This is a genomic window from Mesomycoplasma ovipneumoniae, assembly GCF_035918255.1.
Lineage (GTDB): Bacteria > Bacillota_I > Bacilli_A > Mycoplasmatales > Metamycoplasmataceae > Mesomycoplasma > Mesomycoplasma ovipneumoniae_A.
Window position 1 is genome coordinate 100,392 of record NZ_CP142136.1, and the last position, 17,489, is coordinate 117,880.

Genomic DNA, 17,489 nt, shown 5'->3' on the forward strand with positions numbered 1-17,489 from the left:
GGCCATATGGCAAAAAGCATAAATGACATAGAAAATAAAGCGCGAATAGCAGATCTTTTTATTTTAGTTGTGGATGGTAGATGTCCTATTTCTAGTCTAAATGAGAATTTTTTGCAAATTGCAAAACAAAAAATGACACTAGTAATAGTAACAAAAATTGATCTAGCTGATAAAAACAAATTCACTAAAATAAAAAAATTTTTTACGGATAAAAAATTTTTTGTTCTCTTTGTAAATTTACGAGATTACTCAGCTAGATTAGAAATTATATCACATTTAAATAAAATATTTAAAATAAAACAAGAAAAAAATTCAACTAAATTTTTCTCCCCAAGTCTAAAGTGTTTTGTTGTCGGAGTGCCTAACACTGGAAAATCAACGCTAATAAATTTAATCACAAAATCACAACTAAAAGTAGGAAACCAACCGGGAATAACGAGAAATAATCAATGAATTAGCTATGATAAATTTCTTTTTCTTGACACCCCAGGAATCCTATTGCCAAAAATGGACGATCAAATTTTAGCCGTTAAATTAGCTATTATTGGTTTGATAAGGTGGGAAATTCTAAATATTAGTGATCTTTTTATTGAAGCATACAAAATAATTTCTGAACAATATCCAAATTTCATCACAGATTTAGAACTAAAACCCTCACTAATTGATTCAGAAATTGAAGAAAACTTATTAATTTTGTGCAAAAATAAAAAATTTATAAATAAAAGTGGTCTAGATTTGCCTCGCTGTCGAAAGTGATTTTTAATGCATATTGGAAAACAAAAAATTACATTAGATTAATTTTTTAAAGAAAATTAAATTTCACTAAAAAAATTTTGATTAATTAATTTTTAAAAAGATCTAAATTATTGTGTTAATTTAGGTGCAAAAACGGGACGTTTTTCTCGCTTTTTTGTCCTGCAAAAGCAATCCCGAGTTTCCCAGTTTTAAGGCAAAAATTCACCTTTTAGTGAATATAAATATGAAAAAACACCCGTAAATCAGTGTTTTTTGAACGTAAAACCTTAATTTATATTAATGTCATTTAATTGCATTTTCAGTAATTTTATGGTATAATTATAAATTATGAAAAAACAAAATAAAGATGGTTTTATTGAAGTAAACAAATTGTTTGGCAAAAAAACTAAATATTTTAAGGAAATTTCAAACATGAAATTTGAAACAAGTTATTTGGAAACAATCAATACTTTGATATCTTAATAAATTACTAATAAAATTGTAATTAACTTTTACCAAAAAACTTAAAAAATTCCCTAAAACCGGATGCTTTTTTGAAATTACCTTATCAAACTGGGAAACTCAGGAAAAACGGGACGTTTTTCTCGCTTTTTTGTCCTGCAAAAGCAATTTTGTTATTTTAGATTTTAACTCTATGTTTTTTTAGTTTTTCGCTTTCAAAACTAAAAAAGTCTATAAAATGGTTGCTTAAAATGCAAAAGAGTTTTTGCACAAACTACAAATAAAAAACTAATTGTCTGATTTTTTCTACTAATTTAAACTTATACGTGGTTTTTGTCTGGTCATTTTTTCTTTTTTTCTTCTTCATATTTATCTAAATAATTGTTTTTTAAATCCTCAATTAGTTCAACACGGCTAATGTTTTTATCAAAAACGATATCTTTATTTTTAGGAAAAGCCAAGATTTGGAAAGCCACTTTTTCAAAACTAGAATCAGGACTTATAGTAAAATTTAGTGTTAAATCTGTTTCAAAAATTGTTGTCAAAAAAATATTATTGTTTTCTGTTTTTCTAAGAACCAATTTTTCTCATTCCATGTTTTTTGGAAAATTAGTAGGAGCCGATATAGGGTTGGCAGGTCATTTTGAAGGTGGCCAGTAACCCATTCGCTCCCAAGTCTCGTAAATAAAAATATTATTATTTTTTAGGAATTCATCAAGTTTTTCTCGGTTTAGAAATTTTTGCTCGAAATCAGAAATTAGATCATTTTGGTCAATTTTTAATTTAGGATCTAATTTTGAAATTCGCTCAATAATTGTTGTTTTAAATTCGTCAATATTTTTAATAATTGCATGTTTTTTTGGTAAAAAACTGTTAGATCAAGGATTAATTTTATTTGTAATTAAATCAAGAATTTTTGGCTTTAAAGTTTTAATATTATTAATTCTTTGGCTAAAATGGATAATATCAAACATAAAAGAGGGCGATGAACCGCTAATCTCGTTTTTTGACAAATTGTACTTTTTTGCGAGTTTATTATAAATTTTTTTAGCTTCTGCTTCAATTAATATTTTCTTCTTTTCATAATCTATAATTTTATCATTATCACCAGCATAAATTTTTTCATCAATATCCCTAAAGGTGATTGTTTTATTTTTAGGGTAGACTATAACATTAAAAAAAGGCGAATCATCAAAAACTACAGTGCGTTGAACTAATTCTCCTTCTTTAACATAATCTGGTACAAATCTTGTGGCTATAATGTTTGAAGAACCATTTTCTTCAAAATAATAGTAGGTAACACGAGTTGGCCTTGAATATCTGACACGTTCGCGTATTATAATATTATTTTTTTCTAAGACTTTTTCAAGAAGTTCTCCTTTTAGAAATTTGTCTTCAAATTCTGTCTTGAGTTCAGAAGTATTCATTTTGGCAAAATTAGGATTATTTTTTATAATTTCTTCAGTTCTATCAACAATATTTTTTTGAAATTGTTCGAGGTTTTCAATTGTTATTTTACTTTGTTCGCCAAGGAATAAAAATTTGTCTCGCTGCTTTTCGGGTTGATTATAAAACAGATTTAAGGCTGAAAAAGTTCCGTTTTTTGCATTAAATTCTTCATAATGCTTTGCTAGTAAATTTAAAAAATAGTGAGAATTGTAATTTTGGGTATTGTTAATTCCGTCATCTTTGTTAAAAATTTGTTTATTAATAAAAGTAATTAAATTTCCGCAGGAAGTTAAAAAAACCGCCGGAATTAAAAGGGTTGTTCCCAAAAATTTACTAAGAATTAGTTTATTTTTCATTATTAACCAAATAAGAAAGTGCTAATTTATCTTCAACAGAATTATCAAAAGTTACAGATTTAAATTTTTTGGCATAAAGCCCCCGATTAAAATTATTTATAAAAATTATAACATGTTTTATGTTTTTAATTTAATTATATTCATTTTATTATCACTTTAATTTTTTTATTGAAAACCCGACTTCTACTTTTAAATAAATATTTTATCATTATACTTTTATTAACAAATTATGACTAATAATCATGAGCATTATTTATTAATAATTTTCAATATTCTAAAAAATTTTAAAATTCTCACAATAAATTATCGACCTTTTGCCATAAAAAAGAAAATAAAATTAAACCAAGCCCTTAAAAGTTACTTATCATATAAAAGCATAAGTTTTTATGTGAGGTAAATTATTCATCCAAATCTTTTAAAATGAACATGATAGAAAAAATTAACAAAAGTGGAGCAGTCAAAATCATAGAAAAAAATTATTTGTCTGATTTTTTCTACTAATTTAAACTTATACGTAGTTTTTTGCTATTTGTTTGTCTTTTTCTTCATACTTATCTAAATAATTGTTTTTTAAATCCTCGATTAGTTCAAGTTGACTAACGTTTTTATCAAAAATGATATTTTTATTCTTAGGAAAAGCAAAGATTTGAAAGGCAACTTTCTCAAAACTAGATTCAGGGCTTCTAACAAAATTTAGTGTTAAATCCGTTTGAAAAATTGCTGTCAAAAAAATATTATTATTTTCTGTTTTTCTAAGAACCAATTTTTCTCTTTCAGTCCTTTTTGAAAAATTAGTAGGGGGCGATATAGGGTGCAGAACACTTCCTCAAAATGGTTCATAACCAATTTGTTCTCAAGTTTCGTAAATAAAAATATTATTATTTTTTAGAAATTCATTAAGTTTTTCGCCTTTTAGAAATTTTTGCTCAAAATCAGAAATTAGATCATTTTGGTCAATTTTTAATTTAGGATCCAATTTTAAAATTCGGTCAATAATTGTTGTCTTAAATTCGTCAATATTTTTAATAATTTCATGTTTTTCTGGTAGAAAACTATTAGATCAAGGATTGATTTTATTTGTAATTAAATCAAGAATTTTTGGCTTTAAAGTTTTAATATTATTAATTTTTCGGCTAAAATTGATAATAATAGACATAAAAAAGGGTGAAGAAGTACTAATCTTGTTTTTTGACAAATTGTACTTTTTTGCGAGCTTATTATAAATTTTTCTAGCTTCTGTTTCAATTAATATTTTCCTTTTTTTCTGTTCTTTATAATCTATAATGTTATCATTATCGTCGGTGTAAATTCCTTCGTCAATGTCCCTAAAGGTGATTGTTTTATTTTTAGGGTAGACTATAACATTAAAAAAAGGCGAATCTTTAAAAACTACATCGGGTTGTTCTAATTCTCCTTCTATAACATAATCTGGTATAAATCTTGTGGCTATAATGTTTGAAGAACCATTTTCTTCAAAATAATAGTAGCTAACACGACTTGGCTTTCAATATCTACCATGTTCGTTTATTATAATATTGTTTTTTTCTAAGACTTTTTCAAGAAGTTCTCCTTTTAGAAATTTGTCTTCAAATTCTGACTTGAGTTCAGAAGTATTAACATTTGCAAAATTAGGATTATTTTTTATAATTTCTTCAGTTCTATCAACAATATTTTTTTGAAATTGTTCTAAGTTTTCAATTATTAGATCATCAGGTTCGCGAAAGAATCAAATGTTGTCCCGTTGTTTTTCGGGTTGATTATAAAACAGATTTAGGGCTGAAAAGGTACCGTTTTTTGTATTAAATTCTTCATAATGTTTTGCTAGTAAATTTAAAAAATAGTAAGAATTGTAATTTTCTGGATTGTTAATTCCGTCATCTATGTTAAAAATCTGTTTAGTAATAAAAGTAATTAAATTTCCACAGGAAGTTAAAAAAAATGCCGGAATTAAAAGGGTTGTTCCCAAAAATTTAGTAAGAATTAATTTATTTTTCATCATTAACCAAATAAGGAAGTGTTAATTTATCATCAACAGAATTACCAACAGTTACAGATTTAAATTTTTTGATATAAATTCGATAGTAGCTGATCTTTCTAATTTTTTTTTTTAGTTTCCAATAAAGTAAGTATTTTCACTAGCTTTTAACATATTTTTAAAATTAGGAGTGCCTGACCGATGCTTTTCAAAATAACCAATTTTGTTTTTGGTTAAATCACTATGATCTGCAAAAATTGCCAAAATAGATAAAATTGCTTGTTACCTTCATTAAATTCTCCTTATAATTTGTTCTTATATTTTTAACAAATTATATCATGATCTTCAAAAACAAGAAAGTAAAAAATAAAAAAATATAATTTCACCATATTTTGTAAAAAAATTATATTTTTTTTATTTTAACAGATGCCTATATTTATAAATTAATAAATTTATATAGAGAAAGAATTAACCCCTATAAAATTCCAATGACATCACGTAGATCAAAAAATCCAAAATCCCTGCTATCACTACTGTTTTCCAAATTATCGCCAACAGCAAAAAATTTATTTTCTGGCACTACTCCATCGAACAAAAAAGTCGCGCTTTTGATAAAAGTTGCAACTTTTTTATCATTTATGTAAATTTCATTTTCTTTAACAGTTATTTTATCGCCTGGCAGCCCCAAAATCCTTTTAATTAAAACTATTTCTTTGTAATTAAAAGCGACAATATCGTTTCTTTTTGGTGATTTTACTCTATTAATAAAAATTTTTTGCCCGTGTTGAAGAGTTGGAAACATCGAGTTACCTTCAACATCAACTAACCTAAAAATAAAAGTAAAGAGAATAAAAACTGTTAGGGCAATTGAAAAGACTAAAGCTGACAAACCAAATAAAAGGTTTTTTTTATTAAAAAATTTTTTCTTTGGTTTAATAGTTACAAAATTATTTTTTTCCATAGTTGAATCATTTTTCATTTAAGTATTACACGAATAATTATATATATAGTTGCTTAGCTAAAATTTAATTTGTTAAAAAATATTCTTTAGCGACAAAATTTCGGCTTGAGACAGTTTGCGTTTTTCACCTGGTTTTAAATTTCCAAGTTCAATAGTTGCAAAACTTAGTCTTCGGAGCATAAGAACTTTTTTGGAAACAGAGATAAAAATTTTTTTAACATGATGGTTTGAGCCTTGCCAAACTTTGACAATATATGTCCGGGAAGCAACTTTTTGAATTTTTTGAACAGATTTTACATTATCTAAATAAATTTCATTGTTATTCAAAAAATTGATTTCCTCATCATTTAAATTAAAATCAGTTTTGACTAAATATGTTCTCTGAATTTTTGAGCTAGGATGAAGTAATTTATTGCTAGTTTCGCCATCATTTGTTACCAAAATTAGTCCGGTTGTTTCAAAATCCAGCCTGCCTACTGGAAACAAATAGGAATTTTTATCAAAAAATTCCATTATTGTCGGCCTATTTTGTGGATCAATTCGACTTGTAATATAATTTTTTGGTTTATTTAGTGCATATCAGACGATTTTTGGTTTTTTATTTATTTTTTGACCGTCAAACTCAACAACATCCAGGTCAGAAATTTTTTGCCCTATTTGTGCAAATTTGCCATTAATTTTTATTCGTTTTTCATTGATTAATATTTCGGCTTTTCGTCTGGAGGCAATTCCCATTTGCGATAAAAATTTATGAATTCTAACTGTTTTCATGATTTTCAATTTGTTTTTGCAACAAAAACAAAGGTAGTTTAATACAAATTACTCGGTTTGGATGACTTTTAACCATAAAAAGTGCATTTAAATCTTCTAAAATTGGGATAATTTTTTGAGATTTAATCATTTCTTCATAATTTTCAAGCAAAATTTGCGCTTCACTTATGGTTTTATTAATTAAAATTTTTTCAAATAAATAACAACTTGCGAGCAAAAGAGCGCAACCTGAAGCGCAAAATTGTATTTTTTTAATTTTTTTGCCGATAATTTCTAAGTCTAACTGAGCCCAATCATCACAGTTATTATTCATTTCAGAGCTTGTTGACTTACAAATTCGTTGCTTTTCCTTGAATTTTTCATTAGCTTCGACAATAATATTTCGTCGAATAATAAAATCATTATACAAAATCTAAAAACCTCTTTTCTTCTAAGTTGGTAATCAAGTTGTCAATATCAGCAAAATCATTGTAAAAACCAAGCGAAACTCTGATGAAACTATCATTTTTTAGCACTTTTTTTAGTAACGGAACACAAAAATTTCCGCTTCGCACATAAATATCGTTATTTCCTAGGTATGAAGCAACATCTTGAGCGCTAAAACCTTTAATATTGAAAATTATAATATGGTCGCCTTTTTTAGAAAAAATTTCAATATCATCAATTTTTTCTAATTTTTCATATAAATAATTGGCCAAAATTTTAATTTTTTTATAAATTGTTTCAATCCCAATTTTATTTATAAAATCAATAGCGGCATTTAAGCCCCAAATTGCAGCAAAATTTAGTGTCCCTGCTTCAAATTTGCGATAATCATTATAAAAAAACAAATTTTTGTTGTCAAATTTTCTAATTATTCCCCCTCCAAATTTTACAGGTTCTAGTTCTTCCAACAAATAATTTTTTATTGCAAGTACACCTAATCCAGTTGGCCCGTAAAATTTATTAGAACTAAAAGCCAATGCGTGACAAAATTTCATACTAACTTTTTGAAAGTTTATTGATTGTGTTGCATCATTTATTACAAAAGCGCCGTTTTTTAAAGCTTTTTCTCAAATTTTAGCTAAATCTAGATCAACTAAAATTGAATTATTTGCCTGACTTAAAGCAATAACACCTGTTTTTGGTGAAATTTTGTCAATTATTTTTGTGCTATAAACAATTTTTGCGCCCACCTTTTGAGCAATTTTGACTCAAACAAGTAAATTTGAAGAATGATTTAAAGGTGACAACAAAATTTCATCTCCCTTTCTTATGAATTTTTTAATCATGTTGGCAAAAAGATTTATCGATTCTGTTGTTCCAGAAGTGAAAATAATTTCATCGGGAAGACCATCAATTAATTTTGCAATTTTTTCACGAGTTTGATTTAAAATCTGTAAATTTTCAAAGGCGATTTTTGAATTTGATGAATGGGTATTAACAGCACAATTTGTGTAAAAATGGTTAATTTTTTCAATTACAGATATTGGTTTTTGCGTCATTGCTGCAGAATCTAAATAAGTTACCTTATTTAAAAAAGGGAAAAACTGTTTATAATTAGTCATTTTTCTTGATAAAATGCAAAAAATACTCTATATTTTTTGATTTTAGTCCTTTAATTGGTGATTTAGTCGAATTAACAAAATCAAAGTCGTTTTTAGCAAATTCAACCAGTCTGTTAATTAAAAACTCATGAAATTCAGGCGAAACATAACCGCCTTTTTGGACATATTTTGAGCTAGCCTCAAATTGAGGTTTAAATAAAGCAATAAAACTTTGCCCTTTTTTTAGCAAATTTTTTACAACACTAACAACAATTTTAAGACTAATAAAGGAAACATCGCAAACAATTATGTCGATTTTTTCATCAAAAAAATCGCTTGTAACATATTTAATGTTGGTTTTTTCTTTTACTGAAACTCTAGGATCAATTCTTAAAGAATAATCTAATTGATTCAAACCTGAATCAAGAGCATAAACCTTTTTTGCGCCTTTTTCAAGGCAAATTTGTGTAAAACCACCTTTAGAAGACCCAATGTCTAGAACAATTTTGTCATTAAAATCAAGTCCAAATTTTTCATAAGCTCAAAGCAGTTTTAAGGCGCCGCGGGAGACATATTTTTCTTTTATTTCAACTGTCACTTGGTCTAAATCTTTAATTTTATATGCTGGCAGAAGGCATATTTTATTATTGACTTTTACATGACCAGTTTTAATTAATGATTCGGCTTTTTCAAAACCCATGCTTAGAATTTTACTAAGTAGGTTCATTTATTTTCATCTCCTTAAAATTTCAATGATTTTGATATTAAAATTTGGATCACTTTTTATTCATTCAAGCGATAAATTGTTAAAAGCGTCTCTTCGACGGTCTTCAAAGTCGAATAATTTTTGTCTGAATTTAAATCTTTGTAGGTAAATTTGTCAACTATAAAACAAAAAAATTGCTAAATTTTTATGAATTCTTAGGTTGCTGAGTAAATTTAAGTTTAAAAACTGCTTCATGCATGAAATTCAATTTTCAACTTTGTAAATATTATTAATTAATCTTAAATCAAGTTGAGCACATTGTTGATTTGAAACACTAATTTCTAAAATTTTTGAAAGGTTATAAAATAAAAATTTAAATTTTTTTCCTAGTATTTTTTTATATTTTCAAAATTTAACCTCAATTTTGATATGATTTTTTATTTCATGCTTATTTTTGAGGTCTAAGAAGATTCTTGTTTTCATAATAATTGTATACTTTTTGCAAAACAGCATTTACAAAGCTAAATTCATCGCCACCTTCAATGCTAAAAATTTTAGTGATTTCAATAGCCTCATTAAAAATAATTCGGCGAGGTTGGAAAAATAATTCAGCAGCTCCCAAAAGCAAAATTGATCGAATTAATGGCAATATTCTATCTCAACTTCAATTAGATTTTAACTGTAAAGTAATAACTTTTTTCAAAAAAACATAATTTTTCTTGACAAAAGTAAGAATTTTTAACTGATCAAAAGTCACTTCAAAATATTTATTTTTTATTTCATCAATGTCGATATTTTTATCAAAAAGTTGTGAGCCATAAATAATTGAAATATTAGCCATTCTTTTGATTCGTTGTTTGGATAGACTTTGAAACTCAAGACACTGATTTTCATCGAGGACTTCAGAGTTCTTAAGATGCTTATTTTGGTAATTTATTGATTGACTATTTGAGCAAAAAGCTCGATTTTCATAGGTTATTTTCGTTAAATTACTGTTATGTTGACAACTTTGGGATCTCAAGTTGCCTGAGTTTTTTAGGCCGTCTTGAGTTTCATTTTGGCTTGAATTACCAAGTAAATTTTTAGTAATATTACAGTCGAGCGAACTTACAAAAAGAGAGCGTTGCTTTTGTAAAACTTGTGCAAATTCCTTTGCTTCTTGATCAAAATAAGGATGAGTATTTTTTTTCTTATTCCTATATTTTTGATTTTTTGGTGAATATTTTTTGTTTAAATGATTCATTTTATTTCACTTTTTTTGCTTTTGCTGGCTAGATAATTGAGCTTAAATCTGACTAATTATAAAAAAATAATAAATTATACTTTAAATTTAATAAAATTTTATCATTTTTCAATATATTAAAAAGAACTTATAACAAATTATTTAGCCCTTTTATTGGAAAAATTCTGAAGTTAAAATATTTTAAAATAGTAAGTTCAGGGAATAATTATTCTAAAGAGTCAAAAATATCTTCACCTATTTCTGCTAGCTCAACTTGAAAATTTCTGGCAATTATGTTTCCGATAGTTGCAAGTGAATCAACAGGATTTTTTAATTTTTTTGACTTTGATGTGAATTTTTTTGAAAAAATTGTTAGTGGTAGTGCCTCGCGTGTGTGATTTGTGCCAGGAAAACAAGGGTCATTTCCGTGATCAGAAGAAACAATTAATAAGTCATCATCTTTTAAAGTATTTACTAATTTTGCTAGTTTAATGTCAAAATTATTTAAATTTTGACAATATCCCATAATATCACGACGGTGACCATAACTTGAGTCAAATTCAACCAAATTCACAAAAATAAATTGATTTTTTGTGGATTTGGAGGCAATATCAATTGCGATATCCATATTGTTTTCATCACTGTCAGGCCCAAAAATTGTATCAAGCCCCTGTTTTGAAAAAATATCACCAATTTTACCGATTCCTATTGTTTCAATTCCTTTTTGTTGTAATCTATCAAGAATTGATTTTGGCGGTGTATTTGCATAGTCGTGTCTATTAAAAGTTCGTGTAAATTTTCCGTTTTGGCCAATATAAGGGCGAGCAATAACGCGAGCAACGTTTCATTCTGGCTTTGAAGAACAAATTTTTCTTGCAGCTTTTGCATAGCGATATAGATTTTCAAGTCCTAATTTTTCTTCATGACCACAAATTTGTAGAGTGGAATCAGGTGAGGTATACACAATTATTTTACCCTCATCGATAGATTGTTGTCCTAATTCTGACAAAATCACAGTTCCACTAATTGATTTATTGCCAATAATTTGTCGATTATCAAAGGCTTTTTCGAGTTCTTTTATTAGTTCATTAGGAAAACCCTGATCAAAATTTGGGTTAGGCTTAAGAGTTTCAATTCCCATCATTTCTCAATGACCCGCTAGTGTGTCTTTAGCTTTTGATTTTACGATAATTTTTGAAACATAAGCAAGTGGTTCTTTATTTATTTTGCCACTATTTTCAATTTTAGCCACATTAGAAATTCCCATTTTTTTTCAAAAAGGAATTTTTAATTCACCAGTTTTTGAAACACAATATAAAGTATTTGCGCCCGAATCGCCAAATGAGTCTTGAAAACCATCATCACCAATTCCAAGCGAGTCGGTTACTATTAAGAAAATGCGATTAAATTTGTATTGTTCCATAATTTTTTGTTAGTTTTTCCTAAATTTTTTTATTTTTTAATATTTTAATAAATTTTACAACAATTAGAGCAGAAGATGAAAGTATTTTTGCAAAAGGATTTAAAAGATTGTGGATTGGCGGTTCTTCAATCAATTTATCATTTTTTCTATGATAAAAAAATATCAATAAACTCTTTAAAAACAAAAGCTTTTTATTCAAATGACGGGATAAACATCGCTAATTTAGAGCGATTAGCAAAGGAATTTGGAATTATTCTTGAATCTTACGGGGGTCCTTATGAGAATTTAAAAACCTTAGAGATCGTAAAACCAACAATTATTCTAATTAAAACTGGCGATTTAAATCATTATGTTTTATTAACAAAAGTAAAAAAATCAAAATTTGAAATTATCGATCCCTTAAAAGGAAAAATAAAAATTAAAGCTGAAACAATGGCAAAAATTTTCCAAAATGTTGTAATTTTTGCCCAAAAAGATCCTGAGTATAAAAGATCAAAAGTAAAAGATAAATCATGGAATAATTGGTGGTTTTTCCTTGAGTCAAAAAGTAATTGGTATCTTATTTTTTTATTTTTTATAACTGCAGTTAGTAATTTTTTATCTTCATTATTCATGAAAACAATTATTGACAAGGTTTTGCCACAACAAGACATTGGCCTTGTTATAAAAGTGAGTATTTTCTTTGCTTGGATTGTAATTTGGCGAATTTTACAGGATATTATTAAAAAAATATATATCCATAAAATTGAGCTAAAAATCGAAAAAGATATTTTTGACCGTTTTTTTAATGCGCTAAAAACAGGTAAAAATTTTCAACTTTTAAAATTAGACAATCATGATTATATTAGGAGAATTAATTTAATTCCAAGTTTTGCGGCTTTTTCGGCCAGTTTTTATTACCATATTTTTAATGAAGTTATTACTTTTTTAATTTCATTTTTTATATTGTTGTGGATAGATATTAAAATTTTGGGCTTAATTATTGGAATAGGCATAATTTACCTTTTTATTAGCATAATTGTGCGAAAAAGTATTTCAAAAAATCACCAATTTTTAATGGAAGATCAACTAAATAGTTTGACAAGCACAAATGACATGATTTTTTCGCTTGAAAATTTAAAGCGCGATGATGTTTATAAAAATTTAAAACATCAATTCGATGAAAAATATTACCGTTATAAAAAGACAGAATTCAATATTTGGAAAAAAGAAAGTTATTTATCAAGTTTTAATAATTTTCTTTTTTCAATAGCGCCGATTTTAATTGTAGTTATTTCCTCTTTTTGAATTTTTGATAAAAAATTATCAATTGGTGAATTACTGCTTTTTTTAAGTTTTTTTAGTTTTTTTATTAATCCGCTTTCTTCATTTGTTAATATAGTCACCAACTTGCCAATTTTTTTAAAGGAATTTGAGCTTTTAAATTTTGTACTCAATATTGAAAAAGAGACAACCGGCAAATATCACCAAAAAATTTCAGATATAAAATTAAAAGATTTAAGCGTGAGTTATTATAAAAATAAGACGCTTTTTTATATTGAAAAAATGCAAATAAAAGAAAATTTGCACATAATTGGAAAAAATGGAAGCGGAAAGTCTACATTTTTACGACTTTTAAACCAGGAAATTGTTTATAACGGTGATTTTTTAATTAATAATCTTGATTTAAAATATTATGACCAAAACGAGTTGCGCAAGAGAATTTGTTACATAAAATCGCAAAATTATTTCCCTAACATTAGTGTTCTTTCCTTTATAACAAATGAAAATCCTGAAAAAATTCAGAATTTGATTAATAATTTTCAACGATTTGACATTCAAGAAATGCTTTATGAATGGCAAATTTCCCTTGATTCAAAATTTGTTAACAATGGCTCAAATTTTTCAAGTGGGCAAAAGCAAATAATCGCAATTTTGCAACTTTTAACTAAAGATTTCGACTTAATTTTATTAGATGAGGCTTTTGAAAATATCGATGAAAAAAATTTCGAATTTTTAAAGAAAGTAATTTCCAATTACCAAAAAAATGCAATGTTTATCGAGATCTCTCATTCAAAAAGATATGTAATTGAACAAGGAGAAACTTTTGACATCAAAGATATATCAAAACAATAAGATAACAATAATAATTAGTGTCTTTTTGCTAATTTTGATGGGCGCAAGTTTTTACTATTTTTTTCAAATAAAAACTTATAGGACCGTTAATTTTATTTTAGAAATCGATGAAAAACACAAAACATTTGCAACAATAAATTCAGACATATATTATTTAATGGATAAAGATTCATTTGCCCAGTTTCAATTCCAGGACCGAGTAGTTAGACTTGAAATTACAAAAATTGTTAATGTAAAACAGAATGAATTTGTTGTTGAGTTCACGAAATCACTGTTATTAAAACCAAAAACTCAATTGCCGGCCGTTCTTTTTTTAAAAAATACAGGTAATTTTTTGGATCTTTTTACAAAATAGAATAAAATTAAATATAAATGGTGAAAATTCTAATTAATTTCGAAAATCAAAGTAAGGTTAAGTTTAAATTTTTAAAGTTGTTTAAAAAAATTTTTGAAATTTTTGCAAAAAATGAAAATTTACAAGGTGAAATTAATCTAGATTTGATGCTAATAAGTGAAAAAAAAGCCCAAAAACTAGCCCTTAAATTCAAAAACAAAGATTATGTTCCTGATGTTTTATCATTTCCAAGTGGTTTGAAAATCGAAGAAAATAATTTGCAAATTCATTTTTTAGGCGAAATTTTTATGACACCATCAAAAATTCAACAACAAGCAAAAGACTATAATCACACCCAAAAACGCGAATTTTCATACCTTTTTGCTCATAGCCTTTATCATTTACTAGGTTTGGATCATGACAATGATGAAAATAATAAATTTATGCACGAAAAAGTGGAAAACATTTTAAAAAATTTGGAGATTTTTCGCTAATGGAACAAATATTTGAATCCCTAAAAAAACTAAGCAAAAATTCCTACTGTCCTTATTCTAATTTTCCAGTAGCCTCAATTTTACTAACAAAACAAGAGCACACTTTTGAAGGTATTAATGTTGAAAATGCCGTTTATCCTGCAGGAATTTGCGCCGAAAGAGTAGCGATATTTCAGGCAATTGCCCAAGGAGTTAACCCTGAAAATTTTAAAGAAATTCACATTTATAGCCCAAAATCTAGTAAATTTATTGTCCCTTGTGGTCAGTGTTTACAAGTTTTTGTTGAATTTTTTTCTGAAAATGTTAGTATTTTTCTTTATAATTCAAAAGCAGAATTTGTTGAGAAAAAATTAAATCAACTTCTCCCCTTGCAATTTAAAAAGGATTTTTTATAAATATGGAAACAAAAACATGTTTTGTTGCAGTTATTGGCCGACCTAATTCAGGTAAATCTTCATTAATAAACTCGATTGTTCAATTTCCGGTTTCAATCGTTAGTCTAAAAGCCCAAACTACCAGAGATGCTATTAACGCAATTTATAATAAAGATAATCTTCAAATAGTTTTTGTTGACACTCCCGGTTTTCATAATAAAATTAATAATTTAAGTAATTCCCTAAATTTGGCGATAAATTCGACACTTGAGGGAATAGATCTTGTTCTTTTTTTGCACCCAGTCAACGAACCAATTGATGAAAACACACAAGCATTTGCTAAAAAACTTTCAGATATTAAAAATAAAATCGCAATAATTACTAAAACTGATATTGAAGATGATGAATTTAATTTCGAAAGTCAGTCACAAAAAATGAAGGAATTTGAATTTGAATTCGATAGCATTTTACCTTTTTCAACTAATTTTGATGATTTAAGAACCAATTTATTAGCCCAAATTGAAAAATATGCCTATCCCTCAAATCATTTTTTCAATAATTTAGATGTTACCGATCAAAGTTCACGTTTTTTTGCAAAAGAAATAATAAGAAAACAAATACTTTTGAATGTTGATGATGAAATTCCACACCAAACCGCTGTTGTCATTGACAATTTTGACGAATCAGAAAAAAATTGTATTCGAATTGATGCAACAATTTATGTTGGTAGAAAATCACACTTACCAATAATTATTGGTAAAGCTGGCGCGGTTCTTGGACAAATTGGCACTAACGCTCGCAAAGAACTCGAAGAGATTTTTGGCAAAAAAGTTGTTTTAAAAAACAGAGTAGCTGTTGCCAAAAAATGGTTTAACGACCCTAAAATGATTAAGAAATTTGGCTATTAAAAATTTAAATTTAGTATAAATTTTCTTTTAAATAATTAATTTGGCGACTATGCTAAAAAAGTATTTTTTGTTGCCTAAAATTACTAAAAAAAATTAAAAAATTTATTAAAAATAGACTTTAATTTGAATAAATTAAATATTTTACAATTTTGCTGTAAAATATTTAAATAAGCAAGCATGCTTTTTGAAAAAATATTTAAAAAGTTTGCTACTCATAATTTATTAATTTTAATTTGAAAAAAAGGAGTAATATATGGAAAAATTTGATATTGCAATAATTGGGGGTGGCCCAGGTGGATACTCTTTGGCAGTTATTTTAGCTAAAAACGGCAAAAATGTTGCACTTTTTGAATCAAATTCTTTAGGTGGAACTTGTGTAAATAGGGGCTGCATCCCAACTAAAACAATTTTAAAATCTGCAAAAATAAGACAATTAATGTCTAATTCACATAAATACGGTTTTGAATCTAGTCACACATTTAATTTAGAAAAAGTCTTTGAAAATGCACGCAATAATAGTAAAAAATTGCAACAAGCAATTAAAGGTGCGCTAGAAGGAGCTGGTGTTTCTATTTTTCACCAAGAAGCAAAATTACTTTCTAAAAACATAATTAAAGCTGAGAACAACGAAATTTATGCTGATAAAATAGTTCTTGCAACCGGAAGTAGACCAAGAAAAATACAAATTGAAGGCATTGAAAATGCAAATGTTTATACTTCTGATGATTTAATTTTAGATTATCACGATTTTGATGAATTAACAATAATTGGTGGCGGAGTTATTGCTCTTGAGTTTGCTAGTTTCTATGCCAACTTTGACAAAAAAATAACTATAATTGAATCAAATAAACAATTATTTGGCAATTTTGATGAGTCAATAAAAGACGCTGTTAATTCAATTATCCAAAGAGATAAAATAAATATCATAACAAATGCAAAAGTTTTAAAATACGAAACTGATGGTCTACTTATTCAGCAAGGTGAAACTATTTCTAAACATAAAACTCAAAATATTTTACTTGCAGTTGGTAGAATTGTTAATAATGATTCATTTTCTGAGTTAAATTTAGAAAAATATGACAATGGTGTTTTAAAAGTAAACGAATTTTTTCAAACTTCTGAAGAAAACATTTATGGAATTGGTGATTTAAACGCAATTATGATGTTATCAACGAGTGCATATAAACAAGGAGATGTTGTCGCAAAACATATTTTGCACCAAAAATCTGATGAAAAATTTGTAAAATCCAATGTTCCGTTTGCAATTTATACAAATCCAGAAATTTCATTTGTTGGAAAAAGTGAAAAAGAGTTAGAAAGTGCAAAAATTGAATTTGAATCAGCGCAAATTTTTGCAAAAAATTTGCCAAGAGCGCATGCTAACTTAGATTTTGAAATTGGTTTTGTCAAAATTAATTACGAAAAAAACACTTATAAAATTCTATCAGCAACTATTTTCCTTGAAGATTCAGCGACCTTGATTAACCAAATTGCATTAGCAATAAGCAAAAATATGACAATTTTTGACCTTCAAAATTCAGCTTTTACCCACCCTACACTTGCTGAATCTGTTTATTATATTTCAAGAAATATCGCTTTTAGTAAAAAATCCTAATAATTACTGTTTTTCAGACTAAAATTTCAGTTGAAATTTTAGGAAATTAGTTTCTTTTTTAAA

18 protein-coding genes are annotated in these 17,489 nt (G+C 26.7%); 8 read left to right on the forward strand and 10 right to left on the reverse strand.

Going from position 1 to position 17,489, the window contains the following annotated elements:
- Positions 1–6 precede the first annotated feature (6 nt).
- Complete coding sequence (gene ylqF, locus U3G01_RS00490; protein ID WP_230580389.1) at positions 7–798, forward strand: ribosome biogenesis GTPase YlqF; 792 nt, start codon at positions 7–9, stop codon at positions 796–798.
- 285 nt (positions 799–1,083) lie between these two features.
- Entirely contained in the window at positions 1,084–1,218 is a 135-nt protein-coding gene (locus U3G01_RS00495; RefSeq protein WP_326564845.1) for a hypothetical protein, read from the forward strand.
- Between the two features lie 299 nt (positions 1,219–1,517).
- Here the strand turns inward: U3G01_RS00495 and U3G01_RS00500 are convergent, their stop codons facing one another.
- From U3G01_RS00500 to U3G01_RS00545, 10 genes are all read right to left on the reverse strand, one after another.
- Positions 1,518–3,002, reverse strand: a complete 1,485-nt coding sequence (locus tag U3G01_RS00500) for a hypothetical protein (protein WP_255030870.1) — start codon at positions 3,000–3,002, stop codon at positions 1,518–1,520.
- Between the two features lie 508 nt (positions 3,003–3,510).
- Entirely contained in the window at positions 3,511–4,998 is a 1,488-nt protein-coding gene (locus U3G01_RS00505; protein WP_255030872.1) for a hypothetical protein, read from the reverse strand.
- 454 nt (positions 4,999–5,452) lie between these two features.
- Complete coding sequence (gene lepB, locus U3G01_RS00510; RefSeq protein WP_326564846.1) at positions 5,453–5,938, reverse strand: signal peptidase I; 486 nt, start codon at positions 5,936–5,938, stop codon at positions 5,453–5,455.
- A gap of 72 nt (positions 5,939–6,010) precedes the next feature.
- A complete protein-coding gene (locus U3G01_RS00515; RefSeq protein ID WP_255030877.1) occupies positions 6,011–6,709 on the reverse strand; it encodes a pseudouridine synthase in 699 nt (232 codons plus the stop codon).
- Positions 6,696–7,118, reverse strand: a complete 423-nt coding sequence (locus tag U3G01_RS00520) for an iron-sulfur cluster assembly scaffold protein (protein ID WP_255030878.1) — start codon at positions 7,116–7,118, stop codon at positions 6,696–6,698. The genes U3G01_RS00515 and U3G01_RS00520 overlap by 14 nt, the downstream gene beginning before the upstream one ends.
- Complete coding sequence (locus U3G01_RS00525; RefSeq protein ID WP_255030880.1) at positions 7,111–8,256, reverse strand: cysteine desulfurase; 1,146 nt, start codon at positions 8,254–8,256, stop codon at positions 7,111–7,113. Before U3G01_RS00525 ends, U3G01_RS00520 begins: the two co-directional genes overlap by 8 nt.
- Positions 8,249–8,962 (reverse strand): TlyA family RNA methyltransferase, encoded by a 714-nt coding sequence (locus U3G01_RS00530; RefSeq protein ID WP_255030882.1) that lies wholly within the window; start codon positions 8,960–8,962, stop codon positions 8,249–8,251. The genes U3G01_RS00525 and U3G01_RS00530 overlap by 8 nt, the downstream gene beginning before the upstream one ends.
- Positions 8,963–9,424, reverse strand: coding sequence for a hypothetical protein (locus U3G01_RS00535; protein WP_010321276.1), 462 nt, complete (start codon positions 9,422–9,424; stop codon positions 8,963–8,965).
- Positions 9,390–10,184, reverse strand: coding sequence for a transcription antitermination protein NusB (locus U3G01_RS00540; RefSeq protein ID WP_255030884.1), 795 nt, complete (start codon positions 10,182–10,184; stop codon positions 9,390–9,392). The genes U3G01_RS00535 and U3G01_RS00540 overlap by 35 nt, the downstream gene beginning before the upstream one ends.
- A gap of 205 nt (positions 10,185–10,389) precedes the next feature.
- The gene (locus U3G01_RS00545) at positions 10,390–11,586 is read right to left on the reverse strand and encodes a phosphopentomutase (RefSeq protein WP_255030887.1); all 1,197 of its coding nucleotides are present in this window, start codon (positions 11,584–11,586) and stop codon (positions 10,390–10,392) included.
- Positions 11,587–11,661: 75 nt separating this feature from the next.
- Here U3G01_RS00545 and U3G01_RS00550 point away from each other — a divergent pair, with 75 nt between their 5' ends.
- The 6 genes from U3G01_RS00550 (at position 11,662) to U3G01_RS00575 (ending at position 17,426) form a co-directional block, all read left to right on the forward strand.
- Positions 11,662–13,701 (forward strand): Mbov_0121 family peptidase domain-containing ABC transporter, encoded by a 2,040-nt coding sequence (locus U3G01_RS00550; RefSeq protein WP_255030895.1) that lies wholly within the window; start codon positions 11,662–11,664, stop codon positions 13,699–13,701.
- On the forward strand, positions 13,673–14,056 hold the full coding sequence (locus U3G01_RS00555; protein WP_179850794.1) for an MAG1140 family protein: 384 nt from the start codon (positions 13,673–13,675) through the stop codon (positions 14,054–14,056). Before U3G01_RS00550 ends, U3G01_RS00555 begins: the two co-directional genes overlap by 29 nt.
- 20 nt (positions 14,057–14,076) lie before the next feature.
- Entirely contained in the window at positions 14,077–14,529 is a 453-nt protein-coding gene (gene ybeY / locus U3G01_RS00560; RefSeq protein WP_255030908.1) for an rRNA maturation RNase YbeY, read from the forward strand.
- Positions 14,529–14,924, forward strand: coding sequence for a cytidine deaminase (gene cdd, locus U3G01_RS00565; protein ID WP_069096567.1), 396 nt, complete (start codon positions 14,529–14,531; stop codon positions 14,922–14,924). Before ybeY ends, cdd begins: the two co-directional genes overlap by 1 nt.
- 2 nt (positions 14,925–14,926) lie before the next feature.
- On the forward strand, positions 14,927–15,811 hold the full coding sequence (gene era / locus U3G01_RS00570; protein WP_010321283.1) for a GTPase Era: 885 nt from the start codon (positions 14,927–14,929) through the stop codon (positions 15,809–15,811).
- Between the two features lie 253 nt (positions 15,812–16,064).
- The gene (locus tag U3G01_RS00575) at positions 16,065–17,426 is read left to right on the forward strand and encodes a dihydrolipoyl dehydrogenase (protein WP_255030896.1); all 1,362 of its coding nucleotides are present in this window, start codon (positions 16,065–16,067) and stop codon (positions 17,424–17,426) included.
- Positions 17,427–17,489 lie beyond the last annotated feature (63 nt).